This window comes from Pseudomonas sp. B3(2017), from assembly GCF_002113595.1.
Taxonomy (GTDB): domain Bacteria; phylum Pseudomonadota; class Gammaproteobacteria; order Pseudomonadales; family Pseudomonadaceae; genus Aquipseudomonas; species Aquipseudomonas ekonensis.
This window is the reverse complement of record NZ_NEIU01000003.1, coordinates 55,241-71,329: the sequence shown is the minus strand read 5'-3', so window position 1 is coordinate 71,329 and position 16,089 is coordinate 55,241. Positions and strand designations below refer to the sequence as shown.

At 65.6% G+C, this 16,089-nt stretch carries 17 protein-coding genes; 9 read left to right on the top strand and 8 right to left on the bottom strand.

Annotation, left to right across the window (positions count from 1 at the left end; translation table 11 throughout):
* Positions 1-3 precede the first annotated feature (3 nt).
* Positions 4-939: a LysR family transcriptional regulator gene (locus CAG33_RS05075; protein ID WP_085585087.1), complete on the bottom strand. Its 936-nt coding sequence runs from the start codon at positions 937-939 to the stop codon at positions 4-6.
* 201 nt (positions 940-1,140) lie between these two features.
* Positions 1,141-2,328, bottom strand: a complete 1,188-nt coding sequence (locus CAG33_RS05070) for a cyanate transporter (RefSeq protein WP_085585085.1) — start codon at positions 2,326-2,328, stop codon at positions 1,141-1,143.
* Between the two features lie 421 nt (positions 2,329-2,749).
* On the opposite strand from CAG33_RS05070, the gene CAG33_RS05065 reads away from it, so the two are divergent.
* The 4 genes from CAG33_RS05065 to CAG33_RS05050 all read left to right on the top strand — a co-directional run bounded on the left by CAG33_RS05065 (position 2,750) and on the right by CAG33_RS05050 (position 6,993).
* Positions 2,750-4,399 carry a phosphoethanolamine transferase gene (locus CAG33_RS05065; protein WP_085637187.1) on the top strand — a complete coding sequence of 550 codons (1,650 nt, stop codon included), beginning with the start codon at positions 2,750-2,752 and terminating at the stop codon, positions 4,397-4,399.
* Positions 4,400-4,530: 131 nt separating this feature from the next.
* Positions 4,531-5,664 carry a ribonuclease D gene (rnd, locus tag CAG33_RS05060; protein ID WP_085585081.1) on the top strand — a complete coding sequence of 378 codons (1,134 nt, stop codon included), beginning with the start codon at positions 4,531-4,533 and terminating at the stop codon, positions 5,662-5,664.
* The gene (locus tag CAG33_RS05055) at positions 5,661-5,954 is read left to right on the top strand and encodes a YcgL domain-containing protein (RefSeq protein ID WP_085585079.1); all 294 of its coding nucleotides are present in this window, start codon (positions 5,661-5,663) and stop codon (positions 5,952-5,954) included. Before rnd ends, CAG33_RS05055 begins: the two co-directional genes overlap by 4 nt.
* Positions 5,955-6,060: 106 nt before the next feature.
* Positions 6,061-6,993 carry a D-2-hydroxyacid dehydrogenase gene (locus CAG33_RS05050; protein ID WP_085585077.1) on the top strand — a complete coding sequence of 311 codons (933 nt, stop codon included), beginning with the start codon at positions 6,061-6,063 and terminating at the stop codon, positions 6,991-6,993.
* 185 nt (positions 6,994-7,178) lie between these two features.
* Here the strand turns inward: CAG33_RS05050 and CAG33_RS05045 are convergent, their stop codons facing one another.
* Positions 7,179-7,772, bottom strand: coding sequence for a nitroreductase family protein (locus tag CAG33_RS05045; RefSeq protein WP_085585075.1), 594 nt, complete (start codon positions 7,770-7,772; stop codon positions 7,179-7,181).
* A 280-nt stretch (positions 7,773-8,052) separates the two neighbouring features.
* On the opposite strand from CAG33_RS05045, the gene CAG33_RS05040 reads away from it, so the two are divergent.
* Both CAG33_RS05040 and CAG33_RS05035 read left to right on the top strand, forming a co-directional pair.
* Entirely contained in the window at positions 8,053-8,502 is a 450-nt protein-coding gene (locus CAG33_RS05040; protein ID WP_085585073.1) for a YcgN family cysteine cluster protein, read from the top strand.
* A 28-nt stretch (positions 8,503-8,530) separates the two neighbouring features.
* A complete protein-coding gene (locus CAG33_RS05035; protein ID WP_085585071.1) occupies positions 8,531-9,760 on the top strand; it encodes a hypothetical protein in 1,230 nt (409 codons plus the stop codon).
* A gap of 93 nt (positions 9,761-9,853) precedes the next feature.
* Here the strand turns inward: CAG33_RS05035 and CAG33_RS05030 are convergent, their stop codons facing one another.
* The 3 genes from CAG33_RS05030 to CAG33_RS05020 form a co-directional block, all read right to left on the bottom strand.
* A complete protein-coding gene (locus tag CAG33_RS05030; RefSeq protein ID WP_085585069.1) occupies positions 9,854-10,231 on the bottom strand; it encodes a DUF2892 domain-containing protein in 378 nt (125 codons plus the stop codon).
* Between the two features lie 80 nt (positions 10,232-10,311).
* Positions 10,312-10,782 carry an RNA methyltransferase gene (locus CAG33_RS05025; RefSeq protein ID WP_085585067.1) on the bottom strand — a complete coding sequence of 157 codons (471 nt, stop codon included), beginning with the start codon at positions 10,780-10,782 and terminating at the stop codon, positions 10,312-10,314.
* A gap of 347 nt (positions 10,783-11,129) precedes the next feature.
* Positions 11,130-11,501, bottom strand: coding sequence for a YajD family HNH nuclease (locus CAG33_RS05020; RefSeq protein ID WP_085585065.1), 372 nt, complete (start codon positions 11,499-11,501; stop codon positions 11,130-11,132).
* Between the two features lie 139 nt (positions 11,502-11,640).
* Between CAG33_RS05020 and CAG33_RS05015 the strand changes: the two genes are divergently transcribed.
* A complete protein-coding gene (locus tag CAG33_RS05015) occupies positions 11,641-11,922 on the top strand; it encodes a hypothetical protein (RefSeq protein WP_085637185.1) in 282 nt (93 codons plus the stop codon).
* On the opposite strand, the gene CAG33_RS05010 is transcribed toward CAG33_RS05015, so the two are convergent.
* Positions 11,919-12,392, bottom strand: a complete 474-nt coding sequence (locus CAG33_RS05010; RefSeq protein WP_085585257.1) for a cyclic nucleotide-binding domain-containing protein — start codon at positions 12,390-12,392, stop codon at positions 11,919-11,921. The genes CAG33_RS05015 and CAG33_RS05010 overlap by 4 nt on opposite strands.
* A 142-nt stretch (positions 12,393-12,534) precedes the next feature.
* Positions 12,535-14,589 (bottom strand): S9 family peptidase, encoded by a 2,055-nt coding sequence (locus CAG33_RS05005; RefSeq protein ID WP_085585061.1) that lies wholly within the window; start codon positions 14,587-14,589, stop codon positions 12,535-12,537.
* A gap of 204 nt (positions 14,590-14,793) precedes the next feature.
* Here CAG33_RS05005 and CAG33_RS05000 point away from each other — a divergent pair, with 204 nt between their 5' ends.
* Both CAG33_RS05000 and CAG33_RS04995 read left to right on the top strand, forming a co-directional pair.
* Positions 14,794-15,294, top strand: coding sequence for an MFS transporter (locus tag CAG33_RS05000; protein ID WP_085585255.1), 501 nt, complete (start codon positions 14,794-14,796; stop codon positions 15,292-15,294).
* 16 nt (positions 15,295-15,310) lie between these two features.
* Complete coding sequence (locus CAG33_RS04995) at positions 15,311-16,087, top strand: class II glutamine amidotransferase (protein WP_085585059.1); 777 nt, start codon at positions 15,311-15,313, stop codon at positions 16,085-16,087.
* The last annotated feature ends 2 nt before the right edge of the window (positions 16,088-16,089 follow it).

The following is a 16,089-nucleotide window of genomic DNA, read 5'->3' as shown; positions in this document are numbered from 1 at the left end:
GGCTCAGGCGGCTTCCAGCTCCGAGCAGGTCTTGATGACCTGCTCGCGCAGCCAGAGGTTGGCGCTGTCCTGGTCGGCGTTGCGGCTCCACTGCATGTCGAGGGTGAAGCCGGGCAGGCCGTTGGGCGCCTCGCAGTGGTTGAACACCGCGTCGTTGGTCAGCAGGCGCTGGATGCGCCGGGGCAGGGTGAGGATGAAGTCGGTGCCGGTGATCATCTTCAGCGCCGCGCTGTAGCTGTTGGAGCGGGCGACGATCTGGCGCTTCTGCGCCTGGCGCGCCAGCCAGCCGTCGACCATGTTGGTGGTGGACATCCACGGCGTGGGGAACACGTGCCGGCGTTCGGTGAAGGCCTTGAGGCTCAGGCGTGGCTCCAGCGGTGTGGCGCGCTTGTCGAAGACGCAGACCAGATCGTCCTCCAGCAGCATGCGCGATTTCAGGTCGGCATGCTGGCGGTGAAAGTGCGGGCCGAAGCAGATCACCAGGTCGAGGCTGCCGTCGCGCAGCTCGTCGGCGGGCACGTCGGTCTCGAACTTGTGCATGTTGACCATCACCGGCAGATCGTCGAAATCGAAGCGCTTGAGCATCCGCGGCAGGATCAGTTGCTCAAAGTACTCCGGCGCGCAGATGTTGAAGGTGACCGCCTGGGCCGTCGGATCGAACACCGGGGGGCCGGCGTGGCACAGGTTGATGCTTTCGAGGATCTTCTGCACATGGCTGTACATGCCGTCGGCCTTGTAGGTCGGCCGCATGCCCGTGCGAGTGTTGATGAAGAGTTCGTCTTCGAAGCTGGTGCGCAGTTTCTTCAGGCAGTAACTGACGGTGGACTGGCTGACGAACAGCGCCTCCGACACGTCGGTGACACTGCTTTGCTCGTACACGGCGACGAACACCATGAGATCCTGCATGTCGAGCTTTCTAAGCAAGTTACTGTTCAGCATCCGTTCCGTCCTGCAGTGCTCCTTGCGCCGATCCGCGCAAACGTGTGCGGACGATCCTAACGGAACGATGGTGCCAGGAAAAACCCCTGTAGGACATTTTACGGTCAGTTGTGGGACAGAAAGTTCCAGCAACACGACGTGCCGAAGTAAACCCGTAAAAGATGGCCAGAAGCCTCCCCCGCAGGCGGGCTCAAGTCACGCTCAACGGATGTGGCGGGCGTAATGTTTGGGGTCGAAGCGCAGCACCATCAGCAGCATCAGCGCCATCACGGCGGTCAGTGACCACCAGGCGCCCTCGAAGCTGCCCGAGCGGTCGCGGATGAACCCGGCCAGCAACGGCGACAGGCCGGCGATCAGGTAGCCGATCCCTTGCACGAACGCGGTCAGGGCGCCGGCCCGTTGCGGCTCGTCGAGGTGGTCCAGGGACACAATCAGGCTCATGGGAAACAGGCCGCCGATGCCCAGGCCCAGCAGGCAGGGCCACAGCAGGCCCAAGTGGTGCGGGCTGAGGATCAGGCCGCAGAAGCCTGCGATGATCAGCACGAGCAGCCCGCCGAGCACCGCCCGCCGGTCACGGCTGCGGTTGGCGATGGCGGGCACCGTCAGGCCGGCGATCACTTCCATGGCGGTGAGGAAGCCCAGCACCAGGCCGGCGTGCTGTTCACTGAAGCCTTGCTCCACGTAGTACGGCGCGAGCCAGGCCAGCACGCAGGTGTAGGACGCTGTGCCCAGGCCGAAGAAGAGCGCCAGCCACCAGGCGCGGGCGTTGGAGAAAAAGGATTCCCTCGCGGCCTTCACCGCCGCGACGGGTGAAGCCCCCGAACCTTGCGTCCGCCACGCCAGCGCGGCGCACAGCGCCAAGGCCGACCAGAGCGCCAGCCCTCCGCGCCAGCTGCCGCCGTGCAGCAGCACCAGCGGCGCGAGCGAGGCGGCCAGCGCGGCGCCGCCCATTATCGAGGTGACGTACAGCCCCATGCACAGCGCGACGTGGTCGGGAAAGCGCGATTTGATCAGCGCCGGCATCAGGGCCTGAATCAGCGCGATGCCGATCCCGGCGAGCACCGCACTGGCGATCAGCGGCGGCGCCGAGTCGAGGAACAGCCGCGACAGGCTTGCCAGCCCGATCACCAGCAACGACAGCAGCACCGTACGCCGTTCGCCCAGGCGTCGGCTGATGCCCAGGCCGAAAAACATCGCCAGCCCCATCGCCGTCACCGGCAGCATGGTCAACAGGGAGGCGAGGCTGAAGCTCAACGGGATGTCGCCGCGGATGGCCGACAGCAACGGGCCGACCGCTGCCATCGACGGCCGCAGGTTGAGGGCGACCAGCACGATGCCGAGCATCAGCCAGGCGGCGGGACGGGTGGTCGTGGTGCGTACGCTTTCCATTGACGGGCCTTGGGACGGGAGGCGGTCGATTAGGCGCGCGGGGCCTGTGGGCGGGCAAATCAGAAAGTCTGCGGTGGTATTTAAAAAGTCGATATCACGGCGTGGCAGTCACCCCAGGTGTCGGTTGTGCTGGCCTCATCGCTGGCAAGCCAGGCTCCCACAGGGTTTTGTGGTGTACAGGGAATTTGCGGCCCAGCGAGATCCCCTGTGGGCGCCAGCCTGCTGGCGATGGCGTCAGTGATCGCGCCACCCAGTCTGGGCAAAACCTGTGAACGAACTATTCTCAAATACATCGGGCCAACTATTCGTTGGCTTCTTTTTCACAAAAAATTGATGGTTGCCTGCTTAAAGTTTGTCCCGCCTTGATCAATGAAATTTTCACAATTGGTCACAGCGCTTCTTTCAGGAAATGCCCCTCTTTATGCTGAAGTTAAAAGCCGTGCGCCCGGAATGGGTGACGTTGTTGGCCAGTGCCTTTCTTTTGCTCGGATTCAATGGCGTGCTCTGGCAGCACCTGTCCGACATCACGTCGGCGGACGGCAAAGGCATCGCCATGCGCATCGCGTTCGGCGTCATGATTTTCGCGGCCTACAACATCGTGCTGACGCTGCTGGCGTTCCGGCCGGTGTTGAAGCCGCTGCTGAGCCTGATGTTTCTGGTCAGCGCCGGCGTGGCCTACTTCATGAGCCAATATGGCGTATTGATTGATGCGGGCATGTTTCGCAACTTCGCCGAAACCAATGCCACGGAAGTTCGCGACCTGCTGTCCTTGAAGTTGTTTGTTTATATTCTCCTGCTCGGTGTCTTGCCGACCTGGCTGTTGTGGAAAGTTCCGGTCAACTACCGCAAGTGGCACCGGGAACTGTTGAGCAAAGTTATCGTGGGCGTCGCGTCGGCGGCGGTCATCGGCGGGGTGGCGCTGGCCAACTACCAGGGCCTGTCTTCGTTGTTCCGCAATCACCATGAACTGCGCCTGATGCTGGTGCCGAGCAACTACATCGGCGCCTCGGCCGGCTACCTGCGCGAGCAGGTCGCCTCGGTGCAGCAGCCGTTCGTCAAGATCGGCGAAGACGCCCAACGCAATCCGGCCGTGCAGAACCGTCCGCGCAAATCCCTGACCGTGCTGGTGGTGGGAGAGAGCGCCCGGGCGGAGAACTTCGGCATTCTGGGCTACGACCGGGACACCACGCCGAAGCTGGACAAGGAAGCCGGCCTGATCGCCTTCACCGACGTGCACTCGTGCGGCACCGAAACCGCCGTGTCCGTGCCGTGCATGTTTTCCGACATGGGCCGCCAGGACTACGACGCCAGCAAGGCGAAGAACCAGGAAGGGTTGCTGGACGTGCTCAAGCGCGCCGGCCTCGAAGTGATCTGGCGCGACAACCAGTCCGGCTGCAAGGGCACCTGCGACCGGGTCACCGTGCAGGACGTCAGTAACCTGAAAGACCCGGCCCTGTGCGCGAACAGCGAGTGCCGCGACGAGATCCTCCTGCAAGGCCTGCAGGGCTTTATCGACCGCCTGGACAAGGACACCGTGCTGGTGCTGCACCAGATGGGCAGCCACGGCCCGGAATACTTCAAACGCTACCCCAAGGAATACGAGCATTTCACCCCGGTGTGCGAAAGCAACGCCCTGAACAACTGCAGCCGCGAAAGCATCGTCAATGGCTACGACAACACGCTGGTCTACACCGACCACGTGCTGTCGAGCCTGATCGATGTGCTGCGCAGCAACCAGGACAAGGTCGACACCGCGATGCTGTACCTGTCCGACCACGGCGAGTCCCTGGGCGAGTACAACCTGTTCCTGCACGGCACGCCGTACATGCTGGCGCCGGAACAGCAAAAGCACGTGGCGATGCTGGCCTGGTTCTCCGACAGCTACCAGAAGGCTTACTCGGTCGACACCCATTGCCTGCAACTGAGCCGCGACAAGCCCCTGAGCCAGGACAACCTGTTCCACTCGATGCTCGGCCTGCTGGAGGTGCAGAGCAACGTTTACCGGCATGACCTGGACCTGTTCGCCGGATGCCGCGGCGCGGTGATCGACGGGGTGCTGGCCAAGGACTGAGACTTCAGACACGTCCTGTCAGACTATTCTTGCTCTCAAGCAGGAGATTTCATCAATCCACCTGCCCTGCAGAGGCGCGGAAAGCGCCGGCGGCGATATATACTGCGCGCCATTCTTCAAGGGAGAGCCGTGTGGCCATCGATATTCACTGGATTCGCGACAACGATAGCCTGGCGCGCCTGTGCGCCGAGTGGCAGCAGTTGCCCTTCGTGGCCCTCGACACCGAATTCATGCGGGTCGATACCTTTTACCCGATCGCCGGCCTGCTGCAGGTCGGCGACGGCCAGCGCGCCTACCTGATCGACCCGCTGACCATCGACGCCTGGCAACCGCTGGCCGCGCTGCTGGAGAACACGGCGGTGGTCAAGGTGCTGCACGCGTGCAGCGAAGACCTCGAGGTGCTCCTGCGCCTGACCGGCAGCCTGCCGGCGCCGCTGTTCGACACCCAACTGGCCGCCGCCTACCTGAACCTGGGGTTCTCCATGGGCTATTCGCGGCTGGTGCAGGAAGTGCTCGGCATCGAACTGCCCAAGGGCGAGACCCGGTCCGACTGGTTGCAGCGGCCGTTGTCCGACACCCAGGTCAGCTACGCTGCCGAAGACGCCGTGCACCTGGCCGAAGTGTTCGTGAAGCTGCGCCCGAAACTGTCGGACGAACGTTGCGCCTGGGTGCTGGAGGACGGTGCGGAACTGGTCGCCAACCTGCGCCGCGAAACCGACCCTTACGAGGTGTACCGCGAAGCCAAGCTGGCGTGGAAACTGTCCCGCGCCCAATTGGCCGTGCTGCGCGAGCTGTGCGCCTGGCGCGAACGCGAGGCCCGGGCCCGCAACCTGCCGCGCAACCGCATCGTGCGCGAGCAGTCGCTGTGGCCGCTGGCCCGCACGCAGCCGGACAACCTCGGCGCGTTGGCCAAGATCGAAGACATGCACCCGCGCACCGTGCGTCAGGACGGCGAGTTTCTGCTTGATCTGATCAAACGCTCTGGCAGTGTGTCCCCTGACCAGTGGCCGCCGGCGATCCCCGAGCCGCTGCCGATCGAGGCCGCTGCGCTGATCAAGCGGCTGCGCGCCATCGGCCAGGCCGAGGCGGAGCGTCTGGGGATCGCGCCGGAACTGATGCTGCGCAAGAAAACCCTCGAAGCGCTGGTCAAGAGCGGCTTCCCCGAGGGGCCTTACCAACTGCCAGATTCGCTGCGTGGCTGGCGCCGCGAACTGATGGGCCAGCAGCTGCTCGACAGCCTGGCCTCCGCCGGAGAACAGCCTTGAAACAGATTTGCTCGATCTACCGCAGCCCGAAGAAAAACGAAATGTACCTGTACGTGCTCAAGAGCGATGCGCTGGAGCGGGTGCCGGAGCCGCTGCTGGCCGCGTTCGGCAAGCCGCAGCACGCCTTTGACCTGGTGCTGACCCCCGAGCGCAAACTGGCGCGCGAGGACATCGCCGTGGTGCTGGAAAACCTCGACAAGCAGGGCTATCACCTGCAGATGCCGCCGGCCGAGGACGAATACATCGAACACCTGCCCGAAGAGTTGCTGCGACGCAACGACCCGGTCTGATCCGCGGGGCCCTGTCCTGGGCCCCGGATTTCCCTGGAACTGATTTTCACGGCGATGGCTGCCACGAAGCGGGCGGCCGTCTGCACGGTTTGCGAAAGGTTTGAACATGCGCGTTCTGATTGCCGAACACGACCACGCGGTATATGCCCGACTGTTGCGTCAGGCGGCGCCCGGACTTGAGGTGCTGACCAGCGGCGACTCCGCCGAACTGGCCCGCCAGGCCGTCGAATGCCCGGTCTGGCTGGGCCAGCCGGACCTGCTGGCGACCCTGCTGCGCCAGGGCCACCGGCCGCAGTGGCTGCAATCGACCTGGGCCGGCATCACGCCGCTGCTGGCCGACGGCCTGTACCGCGATTACCGCCTGACCCGGGCCGTGGGCATCTTCGGCCAGGTGATGGCCGAGTACGTGCTGACCTACATGCTCGGCCACGAGCGCGAAGTGCTGGCGCGGCTGGTGAGCCAGGTCGAGCGCAAGTGGGACAACCGCACCGGCCAGAGCCTGGTGGGGCGCAAGGTGCTGATCGTCGGCACCGGCGACATCGGCCAGAGCGTGGCGCAGTTCCTGCGGCCGTTCGGGGTCGAGCTGTACGGCATCGCCAGCAGCGCCCGGGAGCAGGCGCCGTTCGTCGAGGTCGGTTCGATGGCCGATCTGCCGCGCCTGGTCGGGGAGGTGGATTACGTGGTCAACCTGCTGCCGAATACCCCGCAGACCCACGACATCTACAACGCGGCGCTGTTCCGGCAGTTCAAGCCGACGGGGCTGTTCATCAACGCCGGACGCGGTGTGGCGGTGGTCGATGCGGACCTGGTGGAGGCCTTGAAGGAAGGGCATCTGGCCGGCGCGGTGATCGACGTCTGCCGCCAGGAGCCGTTGCCGCAGCGGCATCCGTTCTGGACTGCCTGGGGCCTGCTGCTGACCGGGCACAGCTCGGCGCCGACCTCGCCGCCGATGATGGTGCAGCTGTTCCTGGAGAACCTGAAGGCCTATGAGGCCGGTGAGCCGCTGCGCGGAGAAGTGGACTTCGCCCGGGGCTACTGATGCCCGATGGACGATAGGCGCTGCGGGGGCTGACCTGCCCGCGACAGCGGCGTGTGTCAGTCACCGCTGGGTGTCCGGCGGAGCGCAATCGCGAGCAGGCTCGCTCCTGCATGGGATCTGCGTCGTGCACCTGTCCCTGTGGGAGCCAGCCTGCTGGCGATGGCGTCAGTGAGGCAACAAAGGCCTCAGAGGGTGAAGTCACCCTCGGCAGCCAGCTCGCTCAGCGGACGACGCGGGCTCGGCACTTCGCGGGCCTGCAGGTACTCGGCCAGGGTGGCCTTGTCGCCCAGCTTGCCGACGGCAACGGCCGCGTGCAGCGCGTAGCCTTCCGGAATGTTCAGCTCCTTGCGGGTCAGCTCCTGGTCGAAGCCGGCCATGCCGTGGGTGTGCCAGCCGCTCAGGCTCGCTTGCAGCGCCAGGTGGCCCCAGGCCGAACCGGTGTCGAAGGTGTGCCACAGCGCCGGGGTCTCTTCGGCGGCGCCCGGTGCGGTGAAGGTGGTCTTGGAGATCACGATCACCAGGGCCGAGGCGTGCTGTGCCCAGGCACGGTTGAATTCGTTGAGCAGGCCCAGGTAACGCTCCCAGTTCGGCGTGTCGCGACGGGCGTAGAGAAAGCGCCATGGCTGCGAGTTGTAGGCCGACGGCGCCCAGCGTGCGGCTTCGAAGAAGCTCAGCAGGGTTTCCTCCGGGATCGCTTCGCCGGTGAAGGCGCGGGGCGACCAGCGGTCGGTGAACTGCGGGTGAATGGCGTAATCGGCAACGCGAGGGTTGGCACTCATCAAGAGATTCCTTGCTACGTTTGAGTAAGAGAGTCGAACCGGAACCTGGCGGGGTCAGGCGGACTGACCGATGGGGTTCCGTTGAGCCGTGCGGTTCGCCGGACGGCAACGCGGTCGAGCGTTGATGGCACCCGGGCGGGGCTTGTTGCGACAGGCAAAGCTACTTGGCCCCGGGAAAACTGACAAGCCCGGCGCAACCGGCAGTCGCCGACGCTTGGTCCGCCGGGCCTTGGGCACTAGACTGGCGGCCTTTTCACCACCTGATGTTGATGCTTGAGCCATGGCCGCCAAAGTCGAACCGTTCTGGATACGCAAAACCCTCGATCAGCTCGATCCGCAGGAATGGGAATCGCTGTGCGACGGCTGTGGGCTGTGCTGTCTGCAGAAGCTTGAGGACGAAGAGGACAACAGCGTCTATTACACGCGCATCGCCTGCAAGCTGCTGGACCTCAAGACCTGCCAGTGCAGCGACTACCCCAACCGCCGCGAATTCGTGCCGGACTGCATCCAGCTCACGCCGGGCAAGGCCGACGAGTTCAAGTGGCTGCCGCCGACCTGCGGCTACCGCCTGGTCAGCGAAGGCAAGGACCTGCCGTTGTGGCACCACCTGGTGTGCGGCGACCGTGACGCGGTGCACCACGAACGCATTTCCCAGTCCGGGCGCATGCTCGCCGAAGGCAGCGTGCCGGAAGAGGACTGGGAAGATCACCTGATTTTCCGCGCCGGATAAACCTTCACAGACTCACAAGGGAGTGGGCATGGCTTCGGGATTGCGTCGGGTGCTGGCCGCAGGCCTGCTGGTGTTGAGCGCGCCGGTGTGGGCGGCGAACAAAGTCGATCTGGACTACCGCGTGCGCCTGTTGCCGCAGAGCGATCAGGCCGAAGTGCGCCTGACCCTCGCCAAGGGCGAAGCGGTGCGCCGCCTGGATTTCGACCTGGGCGACGGCAGCCGCTACAGCGATTTCAAGGCCGACGGCCAATGGCAGCTGAGCCCGGGTAAGCAGGCCCGCGGCGTATGGCGTCCGGCGGCGGACAGCGCCAGCCTGACCTATCGCGTGCGCATTAGCCACGGTCGCAAGAGCGGCAGCTTCGACACCCGCATGACCCCGGCCTGGGCGCTGCTGCGCGGCGATGAGCTGGTGCCGCCGGCCCGGCTCGACCAGCAGGACGGCACCGAGCTGGTCGCGCGTCTGCAGTTCGACTTGCCCGAGGGCTGGAACAGCATCGAAACCGCCTGGCCGCGCATCGGCCGGAACAAATTCCGCATCGACAACCCGTCGCGCCTGTTCGACCGTCCTACCGGCTGGATGCTCGCCGGTCACCTGGGCAGCCGCCGCGCACGGCTGGGGGAAACCGAAGTCACCGTGGCCTCGCCCAAGGGCCAGGGCATGCGGCGCATGGATGTGCTGACGCTGCTGACGTTCGTCTGGCCGCAGGTGCAGGCGCTGTATCCCCAGCATCCCGGCAAGCTGCTGATCGTCGGGGCCAACGACCCGATGTGGCGCGGCGGCCTGGGCGCCCATGGTTCCGTTTACCTGAACACCCGTTTGCCGCTGGTCAGCGAAAGCGGCGCCAGCGCCCTGCTGCGCGAGTTGACCCAAGTGCTGGGCCGGATCAACGACGGGCAGCGCAACGACTGGATCAGCGAAGGCTTGGCCGAGTACTACGCCGTTGAACTGCTGCGCCGCGCCGGCGGCATGAGCGACGACCGGTATCAGGCCTGGCAGGCGAAGCTGACCACGGACAGCCATGGCGTCACCACGTTGCGCGGCGTCCAGGCCAGTCCGGCGCAGGTGGCCAAGGCCGTGCTGCTGTTGCAGGAACTGGACCGCGAGATCCGCCTCAAGACCCGCAACAAGCGCTCGCTGGACGATGTGCTGCGCGGGGCGATGCAGTCGGGGCGAGTGGATGCCCCGGCGTTCGTGCAACTGGCCGAGGGCGTGATCGGCGAGTCGTCCAGGGTGCTCGACAGCGCATTGCTCAAGTAGCGCCGCTATCGCCAGCAGGCTGTTTCCCACCCTTTCCCCTGTGGGAGCCAGCCTGCTGGCGACAGGGCCCTTCAGCTCAACCCAGATCCAGGGTCAGACCCCGGCCTTCGGGGACTTGACCGACTCGTTGCCGGTCACCGTCGCCGTGCGGGTCGCGGCCTCGGCGTTGGCCTTCAAGGTGCGCAACTCTTCGCCGGCCCGCTCGATCTTCGCTCGCACGTTGTTCATGTCCTGACGGCTCTTTTCCAGCAGGCTCTTCACGGAGCTGTGCCCTGTGAGGCCGCGGGCCATGGCCACGCCGCCGATGGCCACCTGGATCAGGCCGAACACGCCGCCCCGGCGCAGGCCCTTGCCGACCATCAGCACACCGCCGGCCAGCGAGCCGATGCGTTCCCAGCCCTGCACGTTCTGGTCGGAACGGCTCTGGAAAGGGGTGGATTCGATGCGTTCGACGCGTTTGAGTTCGCTCATGATCTGTCTCCGGGCAATGAGTGGGGATACTCAAGCTGACTGCGCAGGCCGTCGGCTTGTTCCATCGCAATGGCGACGCTTCAGCGGAATTTCGGCCCGGAGCGGGTGTTCAGGCCCTTGGCCATGCGGTCGTAGAGCACGACGTTGACCGTGGCGGCCAGGTTCATGCAGCCGGTGGTGGGGATGTACACCACGTCTTCGCACCAGTCGCGGATCTCCTTGTCCAGCGATCCGTCCTCGGGGCCGAAGATGTACAGTGCGCGGTCCGGGTGGGTGTACTCCGGCAGGGCGCGGGCACCGTCCACCAGCTCCACGGCGACCGGCACGCAGCCCAGGGGCAGGATCTTCTTCAGGTCGTCGATGCCGATCAGCGGGATGTCGTAGTGCACGCGCTTGGTGTCGGTGACGAAATCGGCGGCGCGCTCATAGCGCTTGCCGGTGTAGAACACCGACGCCACGCCGTAGCAGCCGGCGGCGCGCATCACCGAGCCGACGTTCTCCGGTGATTTGGGGTTGAACAAACCAATGCAGCTGTACCGTTTGTCTGCCACGAGCGGGGTGCCTTCGGAAAAAAGAGGGCGATTATACGGGGATTGGGGAGGAGGGGGGCAGGTTCGGGATCTGCGGCGACTGTTCCGGCCCCATCGTCGGATCGCCGCCCGGGGTAGGCCCGCTCCCACAGGGGGCGGTAGTGCACATGACACTGTGGGAGCAACTGTCTTGCTTCTGTCCTACGGCGCCTTGAATGACGCCTTCGCTGGCAAGTCGAGTCGTCGCACCGCAGCTCCCACAGGGATCTTGGTGGATGCAAAAATTGTGACCACTGCAAAACCCTGTGGGAGCGGGCTTGCCCCGGGCGGCGATCCGACGATGAGGCCCGGATGGCCGACAAAGAACCTCAGTCGTCCTTCTTCATCATCCCGGCCAACGCGGCAAACGGGTTGTGGGTGGCCTTGGCGATCTTCGGCGTGCTCAGCGAGCCTTCGCCGAAGTACTGCTGGTCGGTGTAGCGCGAATGTTCGTTGTCGTGGCAGTACAGGCACAGCAGCTCCCAGTTGGAGCCGTCCTGCGGGTTGTTGTCGTGGTTGTGGTCGCGGTGGTGCACGGTCAGTTCGCTCAGGCGCTTGCCGGAGAACTCCCGGGCGCAGCGCCCGCAGACGTGCGGGTACATTTTCAGGGCCTTGTCGCGGTAGCCCATTTCCTTGTCGCGCTGGTTGTCGGCGAGGATGCGGTCCAGTTTCGAGGTGTTGGTCGGGGTCGACGAACTCATGGGTTCACCTTGGTAATAGACTAATGACGGTTACAGCAGAGTTTAGCCCAGGGCCCGCAGGATCCTGCAAGAAAGGACAGGCAGCCGGATCCGGTTGGGAGTAGCCTGTGCACAGACTCAGGCCAATACGGAGCCCTGAATGAAGCGCACCATTCTAGCGGTCATTGCGATGGCCGCAATCTCGATCCCGCAGGTCCGGGCCCAGCAGTCGGTTCCGGTGGCGCCGGCCGGCCAGCCCGGCTCGCCCGGCACGGCGACGCCGACCCCGTACCCGCAGATCAGCCCCGTGCCGATCCCCAAGACCGGAGCCGGCAGTGGCGGCCCGCCGCTGGTGCCGATCGAAATGCCCAGCCCGCCGGCCAAGGACCAGCCGGTGCCGGGAATCGAACCTGCGGCCAAGAGCAAATCCCCCGGCGGCTAGATCTGCTGCGCCGCCAACTGGCCGTCGGCCATGCGCAGGCGCTTGGAGAGCGAGACGGCGAGGGCGCGGATGATCTTGGCGGCGATCTTCGGCGCGTCGTTGAGCATCTTTTCCAGGGAGTCCTTGCCCAGGTTGAGCAACTGGCAGTCGCTCGCCGCCACGCAGGTGGCCGAGCGGCGTTCGCCGTCGAGCACGGCCATCTCGCCGAACGCACGGCCGCTGCGCAGGGTGGCCATGGTCACGGTCTGGCCGTCGCCGTTGGTCTTCTGCACCGCTACCTGGCCGCTGTGGATGATGCACATGAAGCTGCCGGCATCGCCTTCGCGAAAGATCGCCTGGCCCTCGGCCACGGTGCTGATGCTGAAGTAACCCGAGGCGGCGGCGAAGTCCGCCGGCAGCAGTTGGTCGAACAGGCCGCAGTCCATCAGCCAGTCGCGGATTTCGTTGTTGAGCAGAGTCGGTTCTGACATGTCGTCGCGGTCTTTTTTGTTTTCACGGTTTCCAGGCTTCACACAGACCCCCTGCGGGGCGAATAGGCTCGCTCCCACAGGGCTGTACGAACTATCGGCCTGCGGTGTCGGGAGTTAAGACCCGACTGACCGGCGGAGTTCCTCAGGCGATCCCCAGAACCTTGAAGACAAATGCATATTCGAGCGCTGCGTCACGCAATCCCTGATAGCGCCCGCTCATGCCGCCATGGCCGGCGCCCAGTTCGGTCTTGAGCAGCAGCGGGTTGTCGTCGGTCTTGGTGGCGCGCAGCTTGGCCACCCATTTGGCCGCTTCCCAGTACTGCACACGGCTGTCGTTGTAGCCGGCGATCACCAGCGTGGCGGGGTAGGCCTGGGCGGTGACGTTCTCGTACGGCGCGTAGGCCTTGATCCGCGTGTACACGTCCGGCTCCCCGGGGTTGCCCCACTCGTCGTATTCGGTGACGGTCAGCGGCAGCTCGGGGTCGAGCATGGTGTTGAGCACGTCGACGAACGGCACTTCGGCGATCGCCGCGCCGAACAGGTCAGGGCGTTGGTTGAGCACCGCGCCGATCAGCAAGCCGCCGGCGCTGCCGCCGCTGATCGCCAGTTGCGGAGAGGTGGTGAAACCCTCGGCGATCAGGTGCTCGGCGCAGGCGATGAAGTCGCTGAAGGTGTTGTGCTTGTGTTCCTGCTTGCCGGCGCGGTACCAGGCCTCGCCCAGTTCGCCGCCGCCGCGCACGTGGGCGATGGCGAAGGCCATGCCGCGTTCAAGCAGGCTCAGGCGGGCGTGGGAGAACCACGGGTCGAGGCTCGAACCGTAAGCGCCGTAGCCGTACAGGTACAGCGGCACCGGCCGGCCGAGCATTTCCCGTTTGACCACCAGGCTGATCGGCACCAGGGTGCCGTCCGGCGCCGTGGCCCACAAGCGCTGGCTGACGTAGGCGTCGGCATCGAATGGGCCGAGCACCGGGGTCTGCTTGAGCACGGCCTGTTCACCGCTGGCCAGGATCAGCTGACGCACCTGGGCCGGCCGGTTGAGGGCCTCGTAGCGCAGGCGGATGCGGTCGCTGTCGAACTCCAGGCTGTTCTGCACGTAGAGGCTGTAGGCCGCGTCCGGCAACTGCACGCGGTAGGGCGCCAGGCCCTGGGGGCGGACTTCGATGACCGGCAGGCCGCCTTCGCGCAGGCTCAGGGTCAGGGCGCCGACGTTCAGGCTCAGGCCGTCGAGCATCACCGTGTCGCTGTGGGGAATCAGGTTCTGCCAATCGGCCTCGGTCGGGGCGTGGCCGGTGTCGGGGGCGTGATACAGCGCGAAGTTGATGCCGTCGCGGTTGGTGCGGATGAACCATGTCCACTGGCCGTCGAGCTTGCCGTGATCGACGTCGTATTCGTGATCCTCGACCCGTGGCGCCAGGCAAGTGAAGGCCTCCTGCGGCCGGTTGGCGTCCAGCGCCCAGACTTCGCTGGTGGTCTTGCTGCCCAACGACAGCAGCAATTGCTGTTCGGAACTCGAACGGTAGCAATGCAGGAAGAAGCGCCCGTCCGGCTCGTGGAACACCTCTTCGGCGGCGGTGCCGTCCAGCCGGTAGCGCATTAGCATGTGCGGGCGGTGGGTGTCGTCGAGCACGCCGAAGAACAGGGTCAGGCTGTCGTTGGCCCAGGTCATGCTGCCGTCGCAGTCCTCGAACGCCAGTTCGCTGACCTTGCCGTTGGACAGCTCCTTGACGAACAGGGTGTAGATCTCATCCCCCGAGGCATCGACGCTGTAGGCCAGGCGCTGATGGTCCGGGCTGACGCTGAACGCGCCGAGGGAGAAGAACCCGCCGTTGGCCAGGGCGTTGGGGTCGAGCAGCAGCTGCTCGCGGCTTTCGTCCAGGGTCAGGCTGCCGTCGGTCGGCCGCGGGCAGCGGTAGTGGCGGGCGTATTCGTCGCCGGCGGTGGTGCGGGTGTAGTACAGGTACGGGCCCCAAGGGGAGGGCAGCGACAGGTCGGTTTCCAGGATGCGGCCCTTGATCTCCTCGAACAGGGATTCGCGCAGGCCTTCCTGATCGGCGGTCTGCGCCTGCTGGTAGGCGTTTTCGGCCTTGAGGTAGTCGAGCACCGCGTCGGTGTCGCGCTCCTGCAGCCAGGCGTACGGGTCGGCTCCGGGGGCTCTGCGGGCGATCGGGGCGCTGAGGGCGTTGACGGATGCGGGCATGGAGGGCTCCAGGACAAGATTCGGAAAGAGGGTGTTCGCAGGCCGGGACGGCATGGCCGATCCTGTGGGGCCAGCCAGACAGCATCGACGCCGAATGCGCCGGCCTCGTCGCCGGCAGGCCGGCTCCCGCAGGCTGCATGTCTTTTGGGGCAAGCCGGCCGTGCGAAAAGCCGTTACTATAAGCGCCTCTTTGCCTGCCTTGCCATGGACACCATGACCGAGAACGACTATCTGATCGCCTGGGGCCTCTACGCCTTCGCCGCCTTGGGCTGCCTGTTGGTGTGGATGCGCATGACCCGCTGGATGTGGCGCTGGCTGCGCGAGCCGCTGCGGCTGCTGGTGGCGGTGCTGCTGTTCGCGCCGACCATCATCGACCCGGTGAAGGAAAAATACGCCCCGGCGGTGGCCATCACGGCGCTGGACCTGCTGTTCAAGGTCGGCAACAACGCCTTTCGCGCGATCTCCGAGCTGCTGATGTACGCCATGATCGCCTTCGGCATCTACCTGATCTTCGTGCTGATCCGCTTCCCGATCGAACGGGCCTCAAACGCGCGCAAGGAACAGGCCGAAGCCGCCCGTGCCGCGGCCCGCGCCGAAGACGAGCGGGACGCCGGCCAAGCCTTCGGCGGCGCCGGCGACGACCGCTACGGCCGTCCGCCGTTGCCGGGCAACCCGCAGCGCATGCGGGTCGAGCCGCGTCTGTAGCCACGGGAACCTGCACATGTGTGAACTATTGGGCATGAGCGCCAACGTGCCGACCGACATCGTGTTCAGCTTCACCGGGCTGATGCAGCGCGGCGGCCGCACCGGCCCGCACCGCGACGGCTGGGGCATCGCGTTCTACGAAGGGCGCGGGCTGCGGCTGTTCCAGGATCCGGCGGCCAGCTGCGAATCGGAAGTCGCCAACCTGGTGCAGCGCTACCCGATCAAGAGCGAAGTGGTCATCGGCCACATCCGCCAGGCCAACGTCGGCAAGGTCTGCCTGTCCAACACCCACCCGTTCGTCCGCGAGCTGTGGGGGCGCAACTGGTGCTTCGCGCACAACGGCCAGTTGGCGGACTTTGCGCCGGCGCAGAGCTTCTACCGCCCGGTCGGCGACACCGACAGCGAGGCGGCGTTCTGCGACCTGCTCAACCGCGTGCGTGCCGCGTTCCCGGAGCCGGTCGACATCGAAGTGCTGCTGCCGGACCTGGTCGCCGCCTGCGCCGAGTACCGCGGCAAAGGCGTGTTCAACTGTCTGCTCAGCGACGGCGACTGGCTGTTCTGCTATTGCTCGACCAAACTGGCGCAGATCACCCGGCGCGCGCCGTTCGGCCCGGCGCGGCTGAAGGACGTCGACGTGATCGTCGATTTTCAGGCCGAAACCACGCCCAACGACGTGGTCACGGTGATCGCCACCGAACCCTTGACCGAAAACGAAACCTGGACCCGCTACGAACCGGGCCAGTGGAGCCTGTGGCGGCGCGGCGAATGCGTCAGCCAGGGCAAGACCGAATAAGG

Coding starts and splice junctions, on each gene's coding strand:
- CAG33_RS05065 (WP_085637187.1), top strand. CDS start 2,750: ATGCTGAAGTTAAAAGCCGTGCGCCCGGAATGGGTGACGTTGTTGGCC.
- CAG33_RS04995 (WP_085585059.1), top strand. CDS start 15,311: ATGTGTGAACTATTGGGCATGAGCGCCAACGTGCCGACCGACATCGTG.
- CAG33_RS05035 (WP_085585071.1), top strand. CDS start 8,531: ATGGCTTCGGGATTGCGTCGGGTGCTGGCCGCAGGCCTGCTGGTGTTG.
- CAG33_RS05000 (WP_085585255.1), top strand. CDS start 14,794: ATGGACACCATGACCGAGAACGACTATCTGATCGCCTGGGGCCTCTAC.
- CAG33_RS05070 (WP_085585085.1), bottom strand. CDS start 2,328: ATGGAAAGCGTACGCACCACGACCACCCGTCCCGCCGCCTGGCTGATG.
- CAG33_RS05030 (WP_085585069.1), bottom strand. CDS start 10,231: ATGAGCGAACTCAAACGCGTCGAACGCATCGAATCCACCCCTTTCCAG.
- CAG33_RS05020 (WP_085585065.1), bottom strand. CDS start 11,501: ATGAGTTCGTCGACCCCGACCAACACCTCGAAACTGGACCGCATCCTC.
- CAG33_RS05015 (WP_085637185.1), top strand. CDS start 11,641: ATGAAGCGCACCATTCTAGCGGTCATTGCGATGGCCGCAATCTCGATC.
- CAG33_RS05075 (WP_085585087.1), bottom strand. CDS start 939: ATGCTGAACAGTAACTTGCTTAGAAAGCTCGACATGCAGGATCTCATG.
- CAG33_RS05050 (WP_085585077.1), top strand. CDS start 6,061: ATGCGCGTTCTGATTGCCGAACACGACCACGCGGTATATGCCCGACTG.
- CAG33_RS05005 (WP_085585061.1), bottom strand. CDS start 14,589: ATGCCCGCATCCGTCAACGCCCTCAGCGCCCCGATCGCCCGCAGAGCC.
- CAG33_RS05010 (WP_085585257.1), bottom strand. CDS start 12,392: ATGTCAGAACCGACTCTGCTCAACAACGAAATCCGCGACTGGCTGATG.
- CAG33_RS05045 (WP_085585075.1), bottom strand. CDS start 7,772: ATGAGTGCCAACCCTCGCGTTGCCGATTACGCCATTCACCCGCAGTTC.
- CAG33_RS05040 (WP_085585073.1), top strand. CDS start 8,053: ATGGCCGCCAAAGTCGAACCGTTCTGGATACGCAAAACCCTCGATCAG.